This window comes from Streptomyces sp. NPDC056503 (genome assembly GCF_042794995.1).
Taxonomy (GTDB): Bacteria; Actinomycetota; Actinomycetes; order Streptomycetales; family Streptomycetaceae; genus Streptomyces.
In genome coordinates, this window is record NZ_JBHTST010000007.1 from 83,897 (window position 1) to 102,941 (window position 19,045).

Here is a 19,045-nt window from a genome sequence, read left to right on the forward strand (position 1 = left end):
CGGCTCCCCGCCGTTACGCCGGCGGCTGCCAGCGGGCCAGAGCGCGCAGCGCGCCCGGGGCCAGCCGGGACAGGGCGTGGGCGCCCCGTGCCTCCGGGGTGACCGGCACGACCGCCCGGTCGTGCAGCACCGCTCCCAGGATCGCGTCCGCGACCTTCTCGGGCGGGTAGTTCCGCAGCCCGTACAGCCGCGAGGCCTTCTGCTGCCGGCGCTTCTCCTCCGCCGCGTCCGTGACCCCGGCGAAGCGGGCGGTCGCGGTGATGTTGGTGTTGACGATCCCGGGACAGATCGCGCTCACCCCGATGGAGCGGTCCGCCAGTTCGGCCCGCAGGCACTCGCTGAGCATCAGCACCGCGGCCTTCGAGGTGCTGTACGCCGGAAGCGCCCGCGAGGGCTGGAAGGCCGCCGCCGAGGCGGTGTTGACGATGTGGCCGCCCTGGCCGCGGGCCGCCATCTGCGCCCCGAATATCCGGCACCCGTGGATCACGCCCCACAGGTTGACGTCCAGGACCCGCTTCCACTCCTCACTCGTGGTCTCGAAGAAGGAGCCGGTGAGGCCGATCCCCGCGTTGTTGACGAGGACGTCGACGATCCCGTACTCCTCGGCCACCTTGACGGCCAGCTTCTCCATCGCCTGCTCGTCGGAGACGTCCACCGCCTCGCCCCACGCCTCCGGGGCGCCGATCAGCCGTGCCATCTCGGCCGTCCGGGCCGCGCCCTCGGCGTCCCGGTCGACCGCGACGACCCGGGCCCCGGCCTCCGCGAAGGCGAAGGCGGTGGCCCGTCCGATGCCGCTGGCGGCACCGGTGACCAGCACCAGCTGGCCGCCGAACCGCTCCGCGTACTCCGGCTTCACGCCGCTCTTCGCCGTCGACTCCGCCACCGGCCGCGGAGCCCGCGTCTCCGGCTCCTCGTGGGTGCGGACGAAGTCCGTGATCCACGCGGCCAGCCGGTCGGGGCGGGTGCGCGGCACCCAGTGCTTCGCCGGCAGGGTGCGCCGGGTGAGCTCCGGCACCCAGGTGCCCAGGTCGTCGTAGAGCCGCTCGGAGAGGAAGGCGTCCCCGGTCGGGGTGATCAGCTGCACGGGCGCGTGGGCGAAGGCGTCGGGACGGGGCCGGGAGAGGCGGGCCCGGACGTTGTCCCGGTAGAGCCAGGCGCCGGTGGCCGCGTCGCCGGGCAGCGAGGGCGTCGGGTAGTCGCCGGCCGGGACCTTCTCCATCCGCTCCAGCAGCTTCGGCCAGCGCTTGCCGAGGGGGCCGCGCCAGGCGAGCTCCGGCAGGACCGGGGTGTGCAGCATGTACACGTACCAGGACTTGGCGCCCTGGCCGAGGAGCTGTCCGACCCGGCGCGGGGTGGGGCGGGCCATCCGGCTCTTGATCCAGTGCCCGAAGTGGTCGAGCGAGGGGCCCGACATGGAGGTGAAGGAGGCGATCCGCCCCTCGGTGCGGGGCACGGTGACGAACTCCCACGACTGCACCGAACCCCAGTCGTGTCCGACGAGGTGGACCGGCCGGTCCGGACTGACCGCGTCGGCGACGGCCAGGAAGTCGTCGGTCAGCTTCTCCAGGGTGAACCCGCCGCGCAGCGGCACCGGCGCCGTCGAACGCCCATGGCCCCGCACGTCGTACAGCACGACGTGGAACTCCTCGGCGAGCCGCACCGCGACCTCGGACCAGACCTCCTTCGAGTCCGGGTAACCGTGCACGAGCAGTACCGTCGGCCGGTCGGCGTCGCCGAGCTCGGCGACGCACAGCTCGATCCCGCCCGTCCGGACCCGGCGCTCCCGCGCCCCCTTCAGTCCCGCGCCCGCCATCACACCGCTCCTTCGTTCCACCGCCGCACGTGCGGCAGGTCGTCGTCCAGCCAGAACGCGCTCTGCTCGGGGTCCCTGGAGTCGGTGACGACCAGGATCTCCTCGAACTTCGCACCCGTCCCCCGGAATCCGAGGTGCGGCTCGACCGCCCAGAGGCCCGGCGTGGGCGGGTGGTCGGAGAACTTGTAAGGGGACCACAGCGGCGACCAGCCGTCCCGGTGGCCGTGCACGGCGTCGCCCAGCAGGCCCTTGAGGGACTGGGTGCCGAAGCCGAACAGGGTGGGCGCGAAGCGCCGCTCCCTCACCCGGTCGATCTTGTGGGCGATCACGCCGAAGGGGTAGGCCCGGTGCCGGTTGGCGTACCCCTGGCGGACCATGAGCCGGTCCACGTCCTCGTATATCTCGCGCAGGCTGCGGCGCTCGCGCACCTCGCGGAGGATCAGCTCGCGGTGCTCGCGCAGATCGGCGAGGAGCCTGTCGTGCAGCGGGTTGAGCCCGAGGCAGCCGCTGTAGCCGATGTCGGCCGTGTACCCCTTGTAGACGGGCGCCATGTCGAGGATGAAGGGCATCCCCGCCTCCAGGCGCTTGTCGGTGGGGAAGAACTGCAGCGGGATCCTGAAGTCGACGAAGGCGGTGCGGTCCCCGAACCAGGCGAAGGGGCGGTGGAACCAGTCCTTCACACCGCGCTCGTACAGCCACTCGCGCTGCATGCGCGCCGCCTCGCGCTCGGTCACGCCCGGCCTGAGCTGTGCCGCGACCGCTTCCGCGCAGGCGTAGGAGAGCTGCTGTACTTCCCTGAACCCCCGCAGTTCCGCGGTCAGTTCGCTTGCCACTGCTGAGGTCATGCCACCCGCCGTCCCGGTGTGAGCGTACGGTCGCACTACGCGTCCGTAACTTGACACCGATGAATGTGACAATGCCCGGCGGCTACGTCAAGGGGTGTGCACGAGCCCCTGTGGAAAACTCCCCGCGGACCGGAACCGAACGACTTTCGTCGCGACCTCCCCTCAGGGTCCGTACTCCCGAAGTCGGAGAGGGATCGAGCCGTAGGGCTGACGACGGCTGTGGCGCTCGCCACTACCTTCGAAACGTGACTGTGATCGCCACCGAAAGCCTCAGCAAGCGGTTCCCCCGGGTGACCGCTCTCGACCGGCTCTCCCTGGACATCGGGCCCGGCGTGACCGGACTGGTGGGTGCCAACGGAGCCGGCAAGTCCACGATGATCAAGATCCTGCTCGGTCTCTCCCCCGCCACGGAGGGCCGCGTCGAGGTCCTGGGTCTCGACGTCTCGACGCACGGCCCCGAGATCCGCGAGCGCGTCGGGTACATGCCCGAGCACGACTGCCTCCCGCCGGACGTCTCGGCCACCGAGTTCGTCGTCCACATGGCGCGGATGTCCGGCCTGCCGCCGACCGCCGCCCGCGAGCGCACCGCCGACACCCTGCGCCACGTCGGTCTGTACGAGGAGCGCTACCGCCCCATCGGCGGTTACTCGACCGGCATGAAGCAGCGGGTGAAGCTGGCCCAGGCCCTGGTCCACGACCCCAAGCTGGTTCTCCTCGACGAGCCGACCAACGGCCTCGACCCGGTCGGCCGGGACGAGATGCTCGGCCTGATCCGCCGGGTCTGGACCGACTTCGGCATCTCGGTGCTCGTCACCTCCCACCTCCTCGGCGAGCTGGAGCGGACCTGCGACCACGTCGTCGTCATCGACGGCGGCAAACTGCTGCGGTCCAGCTCCACCAGCGACTTCACCCGCACCACCACGACCCTGGCGGTCGAGGTCACCGACTCCGACGCCCACCCGGACGGCACCGACGCCCTGCGCGCGGCCCTCACCGCGGCCGGCGTCACCCTCCACGCGGGCGTGGAGGACGGCCTGCCCGGCGCCGGCCACATCCTCCTCCTGGAGGCCCCGGGGGAGGAGACGTACGACCTGGTACGCGACACCGTCGCCGGCCTCGGACTCGGCCTGGTCCGCATGGAGCAGCGCCGCCACCACATCGCCGAGGTCTTCCGTCCCGAGGCAGCCGCGCAGCACGAGGAGGTCAAGGCCCGATGAGCACCCCCGCCCCCGGGGCCGCCCCCGACACCACCCGGATCCACAACATCGGGTACCGGTCCTACGACGGACCCCGGCTCGGCCGCTCCTACGCCCGCCGCTCGCTCTTCTCGCAGTCCCTGCGGGGGGCGTACGGCCTGGGCCGGAGCGCCAAGTCGAAGGTGCTGCCGATGCTGCTCTTCGCGGTGATGTGCGTTCCGGCGCTGATCATCGTCGCGATCGCGGTGTACACCAAGGCCGACAAGCTCTTCGTGGAGTACACCCAGTACGCGGTCCTCCTCCAGCTCGTCATCGCCGTCTTCCTGGCCTCCCAGGCCCCGCAGTCGGTCTCCCGCGACCTGAGGTTCCGGACGGTCCCGCTGTACTTCTCCCGCCCCATCGAGCGGGTCGACTACGTGCTCGCCAAGTACGGGGCGATGGCGTCGGCGCTCTTCGTCCTCACCGCCACCCCGCTGCTGATCCTGTGGATCGGTTCGATGCTGGCCAAGATGGACTTCGCCGAGCAGGCCAAACTGTTCGGCCAGGGCCTCGTCTCCGTCGCGGTCCTGTCGGTGCTCTTCGCCGGCGTCGGCCTGGTCATGGCCGCGCTCACCCCGCGCCGCGGCTTCGGCGTCGCCGCCGTGATCGCCGTCCTCACCATCTCCTACGGCGCGGTCTCCACCCTCCAGGGGATCTCCTACGCCACCGAGAACACCGACGCCATCGCCTGGCTCGGCCTCTTCTCCCCCCTCACCCTCATCATCGGCCTGCAGAACGCCTTCCTCGGCGCTCCCGCCTCCTTCCCCGGCGAGATCTCGGTCGGGACCGGAGCCGGCGTGGTCTACCTGGTGGCCGTCCTCGGCCTCGTAGCCGCCTGCTACGGCATCCTGATGGCCCGCTACCGGAAGGTCGGACTGTGAGCACCCTCCACATCGACCACGTCTCACGCTGGTTCGGCAACGTCGTCGCCGTCAACGACGTCACGATGGCGATCGGCCCCGGCGTGACCGGCCTCCTCGGCCCCAACGGCGCCGGGAAGTCCACCCTCATCAACATGATGGGCGGCTTCCTCGACCCCTCCACGGGCAGTGTGACCCTGGACGGCGAGCCCGTCTGGCGCAACGAGTCGGTCTACCGCTCCATCGGCGTCGTCCCCGAGCGGGAGGCGATGTACGACTTCCTCACCGGCCGCGAGTTCGTGGTGGCCAACGCGGAGCTCCAGGGCCTCGGTGCCGCGGAGGCCCAGCGGGCCCTGGCGACCGTGGAGATGGAGTACGCGCAGGACCGGAAGATCGCCACGTACAGCAAGGGCATGCGGCAGCGCGTGAAGATGGCCTCGGCCCTCGTCCACGAGCCGTCCGTGCTCCTGCTCGACGAGCCGTTCAACGGCATGGACCCGCGCCAGCGGATGCAGCTCATGGAGCTGCTGCGCCGGATGGGCGCCGAGGGCCGCACGGTCCTGTTCTCCTCGCACATCCTGGAGGAGGTCGAGCAGCTCGCCTCGCACATCGAGGTGATCGTCGCCGGCCGGCACGCCGCCTCCGGCGACTTCCGCCGGATCCGCCGCCTCATGACCGACCGGCCGCACCGCTACCTGGTCCGCTCCAGCGACGACCGGGAACTGGCCGCCGCGCTGATCGCCGACCCGTCGACGGCCGGCATCGAGGTCGACGCGGTGGAGGGCGGGCTGCGGATCCAGGCCGTCGACTTCGGCCGGTTCACCGAGCTGCTGCCGAAGGTCGCGCGGGAGCGCGGCATCCGGCTGCTGACGGTCTCGCCCTCCGACGAGTCCCTCGAATCCGTCTTCTCGTATCTCGTCGCGGCCTGAAAGGAGCACGACCCCGATGTACGACCCCACGGTCGCCCGGCTCACCTACCGGGCCCTCCTCGGCCGCCGCCGGGCGGCGATCCTCTTCCTCCTGCCCGGTCTGCTCCTGCTCATCGCCGCGGCCGTCCGCGTCATCAACGGCGCGGACGACCAGGTCGCGGCCGACCTCCTGGGCGGCTTCGCGCTCGCCACGATGGTCCCGCTGATCGGCGTCATCGCCGGCACCGGCGCGATCGGCCCGGAGATCGACGACGGCTCGATCGTCTACCTGCTCTCCAAGCCGGTGAAGCGGCCGACGATCATCATGACCAAGCTGATCGTGGCCATCGCCGTGACCATGGCCTTCTCGGCCGTGCCCACCCTGATCGCCGGCTTCATCCTGAACGGCAACGGGCAGCAGGTGGCCGTCGCCTACACGGTCGCCGCGCTGGTCGCCTCCATCGCCTACAGCGCGCTCTTCCTGCTGCTGGGCACGATCAGCCGGCACGCCGTGGTGATCGGCCTCGTCTACGCCCTGGTCTGGGAGGCGCTCTTCGGCTCCCTGATCGCCGGCGCCCGCACCCTCAGCGTCCAGCAGTGGGCCCTCGCGCTCGCCGAGAAGGTCACCGGCGACGGACTGATCAGCTCGGACGTGGCCCTGCCGACGGCGACGGTCCTCCTGATCGCCGTCACCCTCGGCGCCACCTGGTTCGCCGGCCGCAAGCTGCGCACGCTGACGCTGGCCGGCGAGGAGTAGCCCCCGCCGTCGGCCTCTCCGTCGCCCTCGGCGGAAGCGTCAGACGGTACGGTCGCGGGCGGCGAGCAGACCGACGCCCGCGGCCGCCGCGCAGACCCCGAGGACCAGCGCGATCGGCACCGTCCAGGAGCCGGTCGCCTGGTGCAGGGCACCGGCCGCGAGCGGCCCGGCGGCCGCCATCAGATAGCCGACCGTCTGCGCCATCCCCGAGAGCCGGGCGGCCGTCGGGGCGTCCTTGGTCCGCAGCACGATCAGGGTCAGGGCGAGCCCCAGGGCCCCGCCCTGGCCGATGCCGAGGACGGCCGACCAGAGCCAGGCGCCCTCGGCCGGGGCGACGAGCAGCCCCGCGTAACCGGCCGCGACCATCGTCGTCACCAGCACCACCAGCGGGCGCTGGCCGCGCCTGCGGCCCGCGAGCAGCGGCACCGCGAAGGCCCCGGCGATCTGGATCAGGTTGTTGAAGGCGAAGACCACACCGGCCTGGGAGCGGCTCATCCCGTGGTCGGTGAAGATCGTCGGCATCCAGGCGATCAGCACGTACGACCACAGCGACTGCAGACCCATGAAGAGGGTCACCTGCCAGGCGAGCGCCGAGCGCCACACGCGCGTGGGCGCGGCGCCGGCGGCCGGGACGGCCCGTACCTCGTGCCCGGTACGGCCCCGGGCGATCAGCACCTGGGGCAGCCAGCCCACCGCCGCCACGACGGCGAGCAGCGACCAGAAGCCGAGCGAGCCCTGCCAGCCGCCGCCGAGCGCCTCCTCCAGGGGGACCGCAGCCGCGGCGGCGATCGTGGCGCCGGCGACCATCGCGCCCGTGTAGACGGAGGTCATCGTGGCCGCCCGGTCCGGGAAGTCGCGCTTGATCAGACCCGGCATGAGCACGTTGAGCAGGGCGATCGCGGTGCCGACGAGGACACCGCCGCCGTACATCGCCAGGACCGAGGGCAGCAGGCGCACCAGGATGCCGCCGGCGAGCAGCAGTAGCGCGGCGAGGACGGTCCGCTCGGTGCCGAAGCGGCGGCCGATCCACGGGGCGACCAGGGCGCCGAGCCCCAGGAAGAGCACCGGGATCGAGGTGATGAGGGAACCGGCGGTCGAGGAGAGGCCGAAGCTCCCGGCGATCTCGCCGACCAGCGGCGCCACGCTCGCCAGCGCGACCCGCATGTTGAGCGAGGCGAGCACGATGCCGACCAGCAGCAGCACCGGATGGGCGAGCAGTGCCCGCCGCGCGGCCGCCCCGGCGGGCGAGGGACGCACCTCGGCCTCGGCGTCGACCAGCACGCGCTCGGGGCCCGTCTCCGTGCCCCTCATGCCCGCGCCCCGGCGTCCGGCCCGGCCGTCTCGGCGTCCTCGTCCAGCAGCGTCGCGACCGCCTCCGCCGGTATCCGCAGCAGCTCGCGCGCCTGCCGTTCGGCGGCGTCCGCGTCGCCCGCCTCGACGGCGGCGACCAGGGCCTCATGGGCGTCGATGTCGACCGGAGGCATCGCGCGGTCGCCGAGCGCCTCGACGAGGACCTCGTGGACCTGGGTGGAGAAGAAGCGGTACACCTCGATGAAGGCGGCGTTGTGGGTGGCGCCGACCACGGCGAGGTGGAAGGCGAGGTCGGCGTCGGCGTCCCGGTCGCCCTCCTCGCGCAGGGTGGTGAGGGCGGCCCGCAGCCGCAGCAGGTCATGGGTGTCCCGCCGCTCGGCGGCGAGCCGGGCCGCCTCCGCCTCCAGGGCGGTGCGCAGCTCCAGCACGTCCCGGGCGCCCGCGTGGCGGACCCCGCGCAGGACGGCGGCCGGGTCGGCGGTGGAGCGGACGAAGGTGCCGTTGCCCTGCCGGGACTCCAGGAGTCCGGAGTGGACGAGGACCCGGATCGCCTCGCGGACGGTGTTGCGGCCGACGCCGAGCTGCTGGGCGAGCTCGTGCTCGGTGGGGATGCGGTCGCCGACGGACCACTCGCCCTCGGCGAGCTGGGCCCGCAGCTGCTCCACCGCGGAGTCCACCAGCGAGGTCCGCCCCGCCGCTCTCAGTGCCGCCATCGCCCCTGTACCTCCGTACCTCGCCGATTCACCCGGTTGCCCAGTCATCCTACAAGTCGTCCACAGGTGTGGCGGATCTCCCCGACCGCTGCCGGGAGACCGGACTACTGTGGGCTCGTACGTGCACCGAACACCCTCATCACCTTCGGGAGTCAGTCATGTCAGACCGCTTCGACGTCGTCGTACTCGGAGCTGGCCCCGGCGGCTACGTCGCCGCCATCCGCGCCGCCCAGCTGGGCCAGCGGGTAGCGGTCGTCGAGGAGAAGTACTGGGGCGGTGTCTGCCTGAACATCGGCTGCATCCCCACCAAGGCGCTGCTCCGCAACGCCGAACTGGCGCACATCTTCAACCACGAGGCCAAGACCTTCGGCATCAAGGTCGACGGCTCGGTGACCTTCGACTACGGCGACGCCTACCGCCGCAGCCGCATGGTCGCGGACGGCCGCGTCAAGGGCGTCCACTTCCTGATGAAGAAGAACGGCATCACGGAGTTCGACGGCCGGGGCACCTTCCTCGACGCGAACACCCTCCAGGTGGCGAAGGCCGACGGCACCACGCAGACGATCACCTTCGACAACTGCATCATCGCCACCGGCGCCAGCCCCCGCCTGCTGCCCGGCACCGCCCTCAGCGACCGCGTCGTCTCGTACGAGCAGCAGATCCTTGCCGAGGACGCCCCGAAGTCGATCATCATCGCCGGCGCCGGCGCGATCGGCATCGAGTTCGCGTACGTGCTGAACAACTACGGCACCAAGGTCACCATCGTCGAGTTCCTCGACCGGATGGCCCCGCTGGAGGACGTGGAGGTGTCGAAGGAGCTGGCGAAGCAGTACCGCAAGCTCGGCATCGACGTCCTCACCTCCACCCGCGTCGACGCCATCGACGAGTCCGGCCCGCAGGTGCGCGTCACCGTCACCGGCAAGGACGGCGCCAGCAAGGTCCTGGAGGCCGACAAGGTCCTCCAGGCCATCGGCTTCGCCCCGAACGTCACGGGCTACGGCCTGGAGGCCGCCGGTGTCGCCCTCACCGAGCGTGGCGCCATCGACGTCGACGGCCGCAGCCGCACCTCGGTGCCGAACATCTACGCCATCGGCGACGTCACCGCGAAGCTGATGCTCGCGCACACCGCCGAGGCCATGGGCGTCATCGCCGCCGAGACCATCGCGGGCGTCGAGACCATGGAGCTCGACTACGCGATGATCCCGCGCGCGACCTACTGCCAGCCGCAGATCGCCAGCTTCGGCTACACCGAGGCGCAGGCCCGCGAGAAGGGCTACGACGTCAAGGTCGCCAAGTTCCCCTTCATGGCGAACGGCAAGGCGCACGGCCTCGGCGACACCACCGGCTTCGTCAAGATCGTCGCCGACGCGAAGTACGGCGAGATCATCGGCGCCCACCTGATCGGACCGGACGTCACCGAGCTGCTGCCCGAGCTGACCCTGGCCCAGCAGTGGGACCTCACCGTCCACGAGGTCGCGCGGAACGTCCACGCCCACCCGACCCTGGGCGAGGCCGTCCGGGAGGCGATCCACGGCATCGGCGGCCACATGATCAACTTCTGAGGCTCAGCCGGGTCTCATAGGTTTCCCTCGGTCCCAGGTGATAGGCACTGACGAGTGCCGAGCGAAACCTTTCCGGGTGGCGAACCATCCCGACCGATCAGGTCGTGGGTGCGTTCGTCACCCGGTACGCATCTCTGGCTCGCGGTCATCGCGATCACCAGCCTCGTCCTCGCCCTCTCGCCCGACGGCTTCCAGACCTATCTGCTGCACCGCAACAGCAGCAACCTCTACCAGCTCGCCCGCCATCCGGTCCGCGCCCTGCTCGGCAGCGCCTTCTGGATCCAGGACCCGGCCGCGCTGCTCTTCTACGCGGTCCTCTTCGAGCTCTTCCACGCACCTGTGGAGCGCTGGCTGTCCACGCCGAAATGGCTCTTCACCGTCGCCACCGCCCACATCGCCGCCACCCTCGTCAGCCAGCAGGTCGTCCTCTACGCGATCACCCACCACGACGTGCCGCGCAGCATGGCCCACGTCGTCGACATCGGCGTCAGCTACGGCCTCGCCGCCTCCGCGGGGATCCTGACCTACCGCATCGCCCGGCCCTGGCGGTGGCTCTACCTGGCCGCGGCGGTGGCCTTCTTCCTCGTCCCGCTGCTCACCGACCGCACCTTCACCGACCTCGGCCACGCCCTCTCGCTGGCCATCGGCCTGGCCTGCTACCCGCTCACCCGGCAGCCGCGGCACGGAAAACCGTTCGCACCCGAACGGCAGCCCGGCGCACACTAGTTGTGCGGGGGAAACGGGGGATCCCCCGGTGGCGGCCGCTTCGAGCGCGCGGATCCCCGATCCGCGCGGGCCGCGACCGACGAAGGCCCGCTCCCTGGGGGAGCGGGCCTTCGCACGGACTTCTCCGGCGGTACGGGACGCGGGTCAGGCCGCCAGCAGGCGCTCCAGGACGACCGCGATGCCGTCCTCCTCGTTGGAGGCGGTCACCTCGTCCGCGACCGCCCGCAGCTCCTCGTGCGCGTTGCCCATCGCGACCCCGCGCGCGGCCCAGCCGAACATCGGGATGTCGTTGGGCATGTCGCCGAAGGCGATGGTGTCCGCCGCCTTCATCCCGAGCCGGCGCGCCGCCAGCGAGAGGCCGGTGGCCTTGCTCAGACCGAGCGGCAGGATCTCCACGATCCCCGGGCCCGCCATGACCACGTCGACCAGCCCGCCGACGGTGGCGCGCGCGACGGCGGTCAGCTCGTCGTCGCTCATCGTGGGGTGCTGGAGGTAGACCTTGGTGAGCGGGGCCGCCCACAGCTCCGCCGGGTTCTCGTACGGCACGTACGGCAGCGGGCCCTCGTGCGCCCGGTAGCCGGGGCCCATCAGGACCTCGCCCTCCAGGCCGTCCCGGCTCGCGGCCAGCGCCAGCGGGCCGACCTCCGCCTCGATCTTGGACAGCGCGAGGCCGGCGAGCTGCCGGTCCAGGGTGAGGGAGGTCAGCAGCCGGTGCTCACCGGCGTGGTAGACCTGCGCGCCCTGGCCGCACACCGCGATCCCCTCGTAGCCGAGGTCGTCGAGGATGTGCCGGGTCCAGGGCACGGCCCGGCCGGTGACGACGATGTGCGCGGCGCCCGCCGCCGTCACCGCGGCGAGTGCCTCCCGGGTGCGGTCCGAGACGGACTCGTCGGCCCGCAGCAGCGTGCCGTCGAGGTCCGTCGCGACCAGACGGTAGGGGAAGGCGCTCACTTGGCGATCGGCTCCAGGACTTCGCGCCCGCCCAGGTACGGCCGGAGGACCTCCGGGACGCGCACCGAACCGTCGGCGAGCTGGTGGTTCTCCAGGATGGCGACGATGGTGCGCGGGACGGCGCACAGCGTGCCGTTGAGCGTGGCGAGCGGCTGGACGGTCTTCTTGCCGCCCTGCTCCTCACGCATGCGGACGGAGAGGCGGCGCGCCTGGAAGCCGTTGCAGTTGGACGCCGAGGTGAGCTCGCGGTACTTGCCCTGGGTCGGGATCCACGCCTCGCAGTCGAACTTGCGGGAGGCCGAGGAGCCGAGGTCGCCGGTGGCGACGTCGATCACCTGGAAGGGCAGCTCCAGGGAGGTGAGCCACTGCTTCTCCCAGTCGAGGAGCCGCTTGTGCTCGTTCTCCGCGTCCTCGGGCGCGACGTAGGAGAACATCTCGACCTTGTCGAACTGGTGGACGCGGAAGATGCCGCGGGTGTCCTTGCCGTAGGTGCCGGCCTCGCGGCGGAAGCAGGGCGAGAAGCCCGCGTACCGCAGCGGCAGCTTGTCGGCGTCGATGATCTCGTCCATGTGGTACGCGGCGAGCGGGACCTCGGAGGTGCCGACCAGGTAGTAGTCGTCCTTCTCCAGGTGGTACACGTTCTCCGCGGCCTGGCCGAGGAAGCCGGTGCCCTCCATGGCGCGCGGGCGGACCAGCGCGGGGGTGAGCATCGGGATGAAGCCGGCCTCGGTGGCCTGCGCGATGGCCGCGTTGACCAGAGCGAGCTCCAGGAGCGCGCCGACGCCGGTCAGGTAGTAGAAGCGCGAGCCGGAGACCTTGGCGCCGCGCTCGACGTCGATGGCGCCGAGCGCCTCGCCCAGTTCGAGGTGGTCCTTGGGCTCGAAGCCCTCGGCGGCGAAGTCGCGGATGGTGCCGTGCGTCTCGAGGACGACGAAGTCCTCCTCGCCGCCGACCGGCACGTCCTCGTGGACGATGTTGCCGAGCTGGAGGAGCAGGTTCCTGGCCGTCTCGTCGGCCTCGTTCTGCTCGGCCTCGGCGGCCTTGACGTCGGTCTTGAGCTGTTCGGCCTTCTGCAGGAGCGCGGCGCGCTCCTCCGGGGAGGCCTTGGGGATCAGCTTTCCGAGCGACTTCTGCTCGGAGCGGAGCTCGTCGAAGCGGACGCCGGACGACCTGCGGCGCTCGTCGGCGGAGAGCAGGGCGTCGACGAGGCCGACGTCCTCTCCACGGGCGCGCTGGGAGGCGCGAACACGGTCGGGGTCCTCACGGAGCAGGCGAAGGTCAATCACCCCACCAGGCTACCGGTGTGTGCTCGCGCGCCCCCACCGGATTCGAGAGCGCGTGTTGATATGCCCGAATTTGGGGTTGTTGTTGTGGTCCCGGGAATTCCAGTGGATCAAGTTATCCACAGGGTGTGAGGAAGTTCTGTGGATTTCGGGGCCGCCACCTCCGAATTGCGTGATCAAACGCCATTCACGCACCCATTTCGAGGGGAATCGCTCGCTCCGGAGGGTGAGTAGGAGGGGGCCGTTCTGACGTATGGGGCGGGGGGTCCTGTGGATGGAGTGCACGCGCACGAGGGGTGACGGGGGTGATTTGTCGACCTTGTCGGGGGCGGGTGTCGACTTGTCCCCAGCTTGCACACCGGGCCTGTGGATAACTGATGTGGGAAACCGAAAAGTATGCAGGTAGGACTAACAATGCCTGCCTGTGGACGAACGAACGCACGAACTGCGCCGCTCGGCCACCATCGCGGTCAGGCCCTGCCGTCCTGGGCCCTCGCCAGCCAGTCGGAGGCAGCCGTGAACTCCTCGTCCGAGGTCCCCCGCCGCAGCGGCCTGACGTCCGCGCGGGACGCGCCCGCCCGCGGATACGAGCCGAGGAAGCGCACCTGCGGACAGATCCGCTTCAGACCCATCAGCGCCTCGCCGACCCGACGGTCCGAGACATGGCCCTCGGCGTCCACGGCGAAGCAGTAGTTCCCGATCCCCGCCCCCGTCGGCCGGGACTGGATCAGCATCAGGTTCACCCCACGCACCGCGAACTCCTGGAGGAGTTCCAGAAGGGCACCCGGATGATCGTCACCCAGCCACAGCACCACCGAGGTCTTGTCCGCGCCGGTCGGCGCCGCCGGCCGGGCCGGCCGGCCCACGAGCACGAACCGCGTCTCCGCGTTCTCCGCGTCGTGGATCTCCTTGACCAGTGCCTCCAGGCCGTACGTCGACGCCGCGAACTCACCCGCGAAGGCCGCGTCGAACCGTCCCTCCTGCACCAGCCGGGCACCGTCCGCGTTGGACGCCGCCGACTCCCACACCGCCTCCGGGAGGTGCTTGCGCAGCCAGTTGCGCACCTGCGGCTGGGCCACCGGATGGCCCGTCACCGTCTTGACGTCCGACAGCGCGGTCCCGGGGCGCACCAGCAGCGCGAAGGCGATCGGCAGCAGCACCTCGCGGTAGATCATCAGCGGCTCGCCCGAGGCCAGCTCGTCGAGGGTCGCCGTCACCCCGCCCTCGACCGAGTTCTCGATCGGGACGAGCGCGGCGGCCGCCTCCCCGTTCCGTACGGCGTCGAGCGCGGCCGGGACCGAGACCATGGGGACGAGCTCCCGCGTGGCCGCCTCGGGCAGGCTCCGCAGCGCGGCCTCCGTGAACGTGCCTTCGGGGCCGAGGTAGGTGTACCGGGTGGCGGACATACCGTCACCCTAATGCGCCCCGGCGCGCGGACCCGTCCCGTCTCAGCCCTCGACCCCCGGCGGACGCCGGCCTCCGGTCCGCGGCGGGCCTCACCCCTCCAGCAACCGCTGACCGACGTACTCGCCCTCGGCGGCACCGCCGGGCACGGCGAAGAGACCGCTCGACTCGTGCCGGATGAACGCCGACAGCGCGTCGCCCCGGTCGAGCTTGCGCTGCACCGGCACGAAGCCGCGCAGCGGATCGGCCTGCCAGCAGACGAAGAGGAGCCCCGCGTCCGGGGTGCCGTCCGCGTCGATCCCGTCGTGGAAGGAGAAGGGCCGGCGCAGCATCGCCGCACCGCCGTTCTGTTCGGGGGCGGAGATCCGGGCGTGGGCGTTGTCGGCGATGGCGAGCCTCCCGTCCGGCCCCCTCTTGTCCAGGTCCGGCGCCGTGGTCTCCGAGCCGCCCGAGAGCGGCGCCCCGTCCGCCTTGCGGCGGCCGATCACCCGCTCCTGCTTCTCCCGCGACAGGCCCTCCCAGTCGTCCAGGAGCATCCGGATCCGCCGCACGACCGCGTAGGAGCCGCCCGCCATCCAGTCCTGGGCGCCGGTCGCCCCTGCCGGGACGAAGATCCGCCGGTCGAAGTCGGGGTCGGTGGTCTTCGGATTGTTCGTGCCGTCGACCTGGCCCATCAGGTTCCGGGCCGTCATCGGCCGGGCGGTCGCCCCGGCGGAGCGGTTGAAACCGTTCATCTGCCAGCGCACCCGGGCCGCGTCCCCGGCCTCCTTCTGGAGCGCGCGCAGCGCGTGGAAGGCGACCAGGGCGTCGTCCGCCCCGATCTGCACCCACAGATCGCCCTCCGAGCGCTTCGGGTCGACCGCGTCGGAGGAGAAGGCGGGCAGCGGGTCGAGCTGCGTCGGACGGCGGGCGGCGAGCCCGGTCCGGTCGAAGAAGGTGCGGCCGAAGCCGAAGGTGACCGTGAGGGAGGACGGGCCCGCGTCCAGCGCGATCCCGGTGTCCTCGGACGGGGCCTCCCCGGCCATCAGCGTCCGCGCCGTCGCCGACCAGCGGCGCAGCAGCGCGGCGGCCTCCTTGCGGCCGGAGCCCGGTGCGAGGTCGAAGGCGACGAGATGGCCCCGCGACTGGAGCGGGGTGGTGATCCCGGGCTGATGCCTCCCGTGGAACACCACCTCGGTGGCCCCCACCGAGGCGAGGGCGCGGGAGCCGCCGGCCCCGGGCGCGGCGGTGCCGTCCTCCGAGACGGCCGCCGCGATCCCGGCACCGCCGGCGGCGCCGATCACCAGGCCGGCCGCGCCCGCCGCGCCGACGGTGCCGAGCAGCCGGCGCCGGGAGATGTCGAGGTGGTCGCCGTCGGACGCGGGGGAGGGGGTGCCGTCGGACGCGGGGCCGGTCACGGGGTTGCTCACGGGCATTCAGCCGATCTTGACGTTCTTCTCGATGGTGGTCTGGTCGATGTCGGAGGTACGGACCGTCACCTGGATCCGCCATTCGCCGGGCAGCGGAAGCTGTACGCCGCTGGCGCTCCAGTGCCCGGTCTGGATCCGGTCCGGGGCGACGGGCAGCGGGCCGACGCCCTTCTCCTCCAGGGTGAGGTTCACCTTGATCTCGGGGACGTCCAGCGGCTTGCCGTTGGGGCGCTCCACGAAGAGGTGCAGGGCGTTGGCGCCGGTGCGGCCCGGGTCGAGGCTGAGCCGGACGACGCCCTTGCCGTCCACGCCGCCCGTGTCGAAGGGGAGGCGGATGTCGACCGGACGGTCGGGCACCGCGGCCGAGCCGGCCGTCGTTCCGCCGGTCCGGGTGGCCTCCTCCTCGGTGCGGCCGGGCTCGGTGGCGGTGAGGACGGTGGTCACGGCGAGCAGGACGACGGCGACGGCGGCCTCGGTCAGCACCGAGCGCCGCAGCCCGGTCCGCTCGGGGTCCGCGTCCCGCGCCTTCTTCCGCCGGGCGGTGGCCACGGCGGCCCGCTGCCGGGCGAGCTGGGCGGCCCGCTCGGGGTCCGGCTCCTCCTGAAGCCCTTCCTCCTGAAGGTCCTCCTCCTGGAGGTCCTCCTCAAGCTGCTCTTCCTCGGCTTCCGAGTCGGCTTCCGTACCGGCCTCCGAGCCGGCCCCCGTGGCGGCTTCCGTGCCGCCTTCCGCGTCGGCCTCCGCGTCGGCCTCCGCGCCGGGCTCCGTCCCGTCCCCCGTCGTCGTTCGCTCGGCCAGGCGCTGGGTCCAGCGGCGGGATATCCAGGCGATGCCGACCAGCACGCCCATCAGGCCGATCTTCACCAGGAGCAGCTGCCCGTACCGGGTGCCGGTGAGGGCGGACCAGGAGCCGACCTGGCGCCAGGACTGGTAGAGGCCGGTGGCCACCAGGACGGCGACCGAGGCGAAGGCGACCCGGGAGAAGCGTTCGACGGCCGCGCGCTCCACGGAGGGCGCGCGATAGAGGGCGACCAGCAGCGTGGTGAGCCCGCCGAGCCAGGCGGCGACCGCCAGGAGGTGCAGGATGTCGACCGGCATGGCGATGCCGGGCTGGATGCCCGTGGAGGCGTGCTCGGCCAGCGCCCAGGTGCCGGCGATGCCCGCGGCGACCACGGTGCCGCCGAGGCCCAGGCCGAAGGAGAGGTCCTTGCGCTCCTTCGGGTCGGTGCGCCGGGCGTACGCGCCGAAGAGGACGGCGACGAAGAGCGCGGCGGCTCCGAGCAGGAGCAGCCGGGAGGTGAGCGCGGCCCCGGTCTTGGTCTGGAGCACGGCCTGGAGCCCGGCCAGGTCGAAGGCGTCGGCGAGCTTGCCCGAGCCGGTGTACGGGCCGCGCAGCAGCAGCATGACCAGGGTGGCGCCGGTGAGGGTCAGCCAGCCCCGGACGACGGTCCGCTGCACGGGCCGGACGCCCGCGCCCCGCGGCCAGCACAGCAGCACGAAGGCGCCGCCGCCGACGAGGACGGCGAAGCCCGCGTACGACAGGTAGCGCGCGATCCCGTAGAGGGCGCCGACGATCCCTCCGCCGGCCGTCTGCTCGGGCAGCGCGACCGAGGTGGCGGAGGGGGCGCCGATGGAGAAGGTGAAGGCCCCGGCGATGGGGTGGCTGTCGGCGGAGACGGTCTGCCAGGCCACGGTGTAGGTGCCGTCCGGCAGTCCGGCCCGCAGGGCCACGCCGTACTTGACGACGGCGCCGCTGCACAGGTCGATGATCTCGCCGGTGTCGGCGCGCCGGCCCGAGGGGTCGAGGACCCGGATCGAGTCGGCGCTCATCGCGACCTGTTCCGAGAAGGTGAGGCCGACCTCCTCGGGGGCGGTGGCGACCACCGCCCCGTCGCCGGGGTCGCTCCCGGTCAGCGCCGCGTGCGCGGAGGCGGGGGCGGCGCCGGCGAGGAGCACGCCCAGGAGCGCGGCCGCGAGAACGAGCAGCCGGGCCAGGGCGGTGCCGAGGCGGGGGGCGGTGGTTGTCGTCACTGTGTCACTCCGTCAACGAGCTCAGTGCTGCTGCGGGTTGTGGTTGGTGGCCTCGACGGGCAGCTCGACCGTGATCGGCTCGGCCTTCTCGAAGTGCAGCTCGATGCTGACCTTCTCGCCCTGCTTCGGCTTCTTCTTCAGCTCCATGAACATGAGGTGGTTGCCGCCCCGGGCCAGCTTCAGCTCCCCGTTGGCGGGGATGTCGAAGGCCTTCACGCTCTGCATCTTCTGGTTCTTCGTCTCGTGCATCGTGACGTCGTCGGAGAGCGGGCTGGTGACCGAGGTCAGCTTGTCGGCGGTGTCACCGGTGTTCTCGATGGTGAGGAAGCCGCCGGCCATGTCCATCACGGGCTGGGGCATGTACGCGCCGCTGACCTTCAGCTCGGGCTTTCCGCTGTCGGACGAGCACCCGGTGAGCGCGAGCGCGGCGGCGAGGGCCACGGCGGCGGACAGGGCGGTGGTGCGGCGGGTCACGGGTTCTCCCCCTTGATGATCTTCGGCAGGTCCTTGGCGTAGTCGTCGACGGTGGCGTCCTCCCCGTACAGGACGTAGCCCTGGTCGGTGGTGGGCGAGAAGGCGATGACCTGGGCGCCGTGCATGGAGACGACGGTGCCGTCCTTCTCCTTCTTCGGCGGGTCGATGCCGATGCCGATCGAGCGGGCGCCCGCCTGGATCTTCGAGAAGTCGCCGGTGAGCCCGGTGAAGGACGGGTCGCCGAAGCCCGGCAGCCACTCGGCCAGCGAGGCGGCGGTGTCCCGCTCGGGGTCGGTGGTGACGAAGACGACCTGGAGCTTGTCCTGGTCGGCCTTGGGGAGCTGCTTCTTGGCGACGGCGATGTTGCTCATCGTCAGCGGGCAGACGTCGGGGCAGTTGGTGTAGCCGAAGTAGATGAGCGTCGGCTTGCCCTTGGTGCGCTCGCGCAGGTCGTAGCTCTCGCCCTTGGTGTCGGTGAGGACGAGGTCGGGCTTGGTGAAGGGCCGGTCCAGGACGGTGGCGGCCCGGGTCTTCTCGGTGACGCCCTCGATCTGGGCGACGCCGGAGGACGCGGTGTCCTTCTTGTCGTCGTCGCCGAGGCCGACCGCGGCGGTGATGCCGAGGGCGGCGACGATCGCGACGGCGGCGATGATCAGCGGGGTGCGCCGTCCGGGGCGGCCTGTGGTGCCGTCCCCGCCGCTCTGCGACGGGGACGTCTTCTCTGTGGACATGCGTGAGTGTCTTTCGGAGTGCGGGACGTGCTGGG

Annotated in this window: 17 protein-coding genes; 6 read left to right on the forward strand and 11 right to left on the reverse strand. The window is 71.8% G+C overall.

Features of this window, described 5'->3' with window-relative positions:
- Positions 1 to 13: 13 nt before the first annotated feature.
- Together ACFQ8C_RS03800 and ACFQ8C_RS03805 are read right to left on the reverse strand one after the other, a co-directional pair.
- Entirely contained in the window at positions 14 to 1,813 is a 1,800-nt protein-coding gene (locus ACFQ8C_RS03800; RefSeq protein ID WP_383451950.1) for an SDR family oxidoreductase, read from the reverse strand.
- Positions 1,813 to 2,658 carry a M24 family metallopeptidase gene (locus ACFQ8C_RS03805; RefSeq protein ID WP_383451951.1) on the reverse strand — a complete coding sequence of 282 codons (846 nt, stop codon included), beginning with the start codon at positions 2,656 to 2,658 and terminating at the stop codon, positions 1,813 to 1,815. Before ACFQ8C_RS03805 ends, ACFQ8C_RS03800 begins: the two co-directional genes overlap by 1 nt.
- Before the next feature lie 251 nt (positions 2,659 to 2,909).
- Here ACFQ8C_RS03805 and ACFQ8C_RS03810 point away from each other — a divergent pair, with 251 nt between their 5' ends.
- Genes ACFQ8C_RS03810 through ACFQ8C_RS03825 form a run of 4 tightly spaced genes read left to right on the forward strand, consistent with a single transcriptional unit; the run spans position 2,910 to position 6,418 of the window.
- Positions 2,910 to 3,875 (forward strand): ABC transporter ATP-binding protein, encoded by a 966-nt coding sequence (locus ACFQ8C_RS03810; RefSeq protein WP_383452004.1) that lies wholly within the window; start codon positions 2,910 to 2,912, stop codon positions 3,873 to 3,875.
- Entirely contained in the window at positions 3,872 to 4,774 is a 903-nt protein-coding gene (locus ACFQ8C_RS03815; RefSeq protein WP_383451953.1) for an ABC transporter permease, read from the forward strand. Before ACFQ8C_RS03810 ends, ACFQ8C_RS03815 begins: the two co-directional genes overlap by 4 nt.
- Positions 4,771 to 5,682: an ABC transporter ATP-binding protein gene (locus ACFQ8C_RS03820; protein WP_383451955.1), complete on the forward strand. Its 912-nt coding sequence runs from the start codon at positions 4,771 to 4,773 to the stop codon at positions 5,680 to 5,682. Before ACFQ8C_RS03815 ends, ACFQ8C_RS03820 begins: the two co-directional genes overlap by 4 nt.
- Positions 5,683 to 5,698: 16 nt before the next feature.
- Positions 5,699 to 6,418 (forward strand): ABC transporter permease, encoded by a 720-nt coding sequence (locus ACFQ8C_RS03825; RefSeq protein ID WP_383451957.1) that lies wholly within the window; start codon positions 5,699 to 5,701, stop codon positions 6,416 to 6,418.
- 39 nt (positions 6,419 to 6,457) lie between these two features.
- Here the strand turns inward: ACFQ8C_RS03825 and ACFQ8C_RS03830 are convergent, their stop codons facing one another.
- Positions 6,458 to 7,729, reverse strand: coding sequence for a CynX/NimT family MFS transporter (locus ACFQ8C_RS03830; protein ID WP_383451959.1), 1,272 nt, complete (start codon positions 7,727 to 7,729; stop codon positions 6,458 to 6,460).
- Complete coding sequence (locus ACFQ8C_RS03835) at positions 7,726 to 8,442, reverse strand: FadR/GntR family transcriptional regulator (protein ID WP_383451961.1); 717 nt, start codon at positions 8,440 to 8,442, stop codon at positions 7,726 to 7,728. Before ACFQ8C_RS03835 ends, ACFQ8C_RS03830 begins: the two co-directional genes overlap by 4 nt.
- Positions 8,443 to 8,600: 158 nt before the next feature.
- Here ACFQ8C_RS03835 and lpdA point away from each other — a divergent pair, with 158 nt between their 5' ends.
- Positions 8,601 to 10,004 carry a dihydrolipoyl dehydrogenase gene (lpdA, locus tag ACFQ8C_RS03840; RefSeq protein ID WP_383451963.1) on the forward strand — a complete coding sequence of 468 codons (1,404 nt, stop codon included), beginning with the start codon at positions 8,601 to 8,603 and terminating at the stop codon, positions 10,002 to 10,004.
- A gap of 108 nt (positions 10,005 to 10,112) precedes the next feature.
- Positions 10,113 to 10,730 (forward strand): rhomboid-like protein, encoded by a 618-nt coding sequence (locus ACFQ8C_RS03845; RefSeq protein ID WP_383451965.1) that lies wholly within the window; start codon positions 10,113 to 10,115, stop codon positions 10,728 to 10,730.
- 144 nt (positions 10,731 to 10,874) lie between these two features.
- On the opposite strand, the gene ACFQ8C_RS03850 is transcribed toward ACFQ8C_RS03845, so the two are convergent.
- The 7 genes from ACFQ8C_RS03850 to ACFQ8C_RS03880 form a co-directional block, all read right to left on the reverse strand.
- A complete protein-coding gene (locus ACFQ8C_RS03850) occupies positions 10,875 to 11,681 on the reverse strand; it encodes an HAD family hydrolase (RefSeq protein ID WP_383451967.1) in 807 nt (268 codons plus the stop codon).
- Positions 11,678 to 12,967, reverse strand: a complete 1,290-nt coding sequence (gene serS, locus ACFQ8C_RS03855; RefSeq protein ID WP_383451969.1) for a serine--tRNA ligase — start codon at positions 12,965 to 12,967, stop codon at positions 11,678 to 11,680. The genes ACFQ8C_RS03850 and serS overlap by 4 nt, the downstream gene beginning before the upstream one ends.
- A 467-nt stretch (positions 12,968 to 13,434) precedes the next feature.
- Positions 13,435 to 14,370 (reverse strand): prephenate dehydratase, encoded by a 936-nt coding sequence (gene pheA / locus ACFQ8C_RS03860; protein WP_383451971.1) that lies wholly within the window; start codon positions 14,368 to 14,370, stop codon positions 13,435 to 13,437.
- Positions 14,371 to 14,460: 90 nt separating this feature from the next.
- A complete protein-coding gene (efeB, locus tag ACFQ8C_RS03865; protein WP_383451973.1) occupies positions 14,461 to 15,783 on the reverse strand; it encodes an iron uptake transporter deferrochelatase/peroxidase subunit in 1,323 nt (440 codons plus the stop codon).
- Positions 15,784 to 17,805 (reverse strand): copper resistance CopC/CopD family protein, encoded by a 2,022-nt coding sequence (locus tag ACFQ8C_RS03870; RefSeq protein WP_383451975.1) that lies wholly within the window; start codon positions 17,803 to 17,805, stop codon positions 15,784 to 15,786. It abuts the gene before it with no gap.
- A 21-nt stretch (positions 17,806 to 17,826) separates the two neighbouring features.
- Complete coding sequence (locus ACFQ8C_RS03875) at positions 17,827 to 18,279, reverse strand: copper chaperone PCu(A)C (protein ID WP_383451977.1); 453 nt, start codon at positions 18,277 to 18,279, stop codon at positions 17,827 to 17,829.
- The gene (locus ACFQ8C_RS03880; protein ID WP_383451978.1) at positions 18,276 to 19,010 is read right to left on the reverse strand and encodes an SCO family protein; all 735 of its coding nucleotides are present in this window, start codon (positions 19,008 to 19,010) and stop codon (positions 18,276 to 18,278) included. The genes ACFQ8C_RS03875 and ACFQ8C_RS03880 overlap by 4 nt, the downstream gene beginning before the upstream one ends.
- Positions 19,011 to 19,045: the final 35 nt, after the last annotated feature.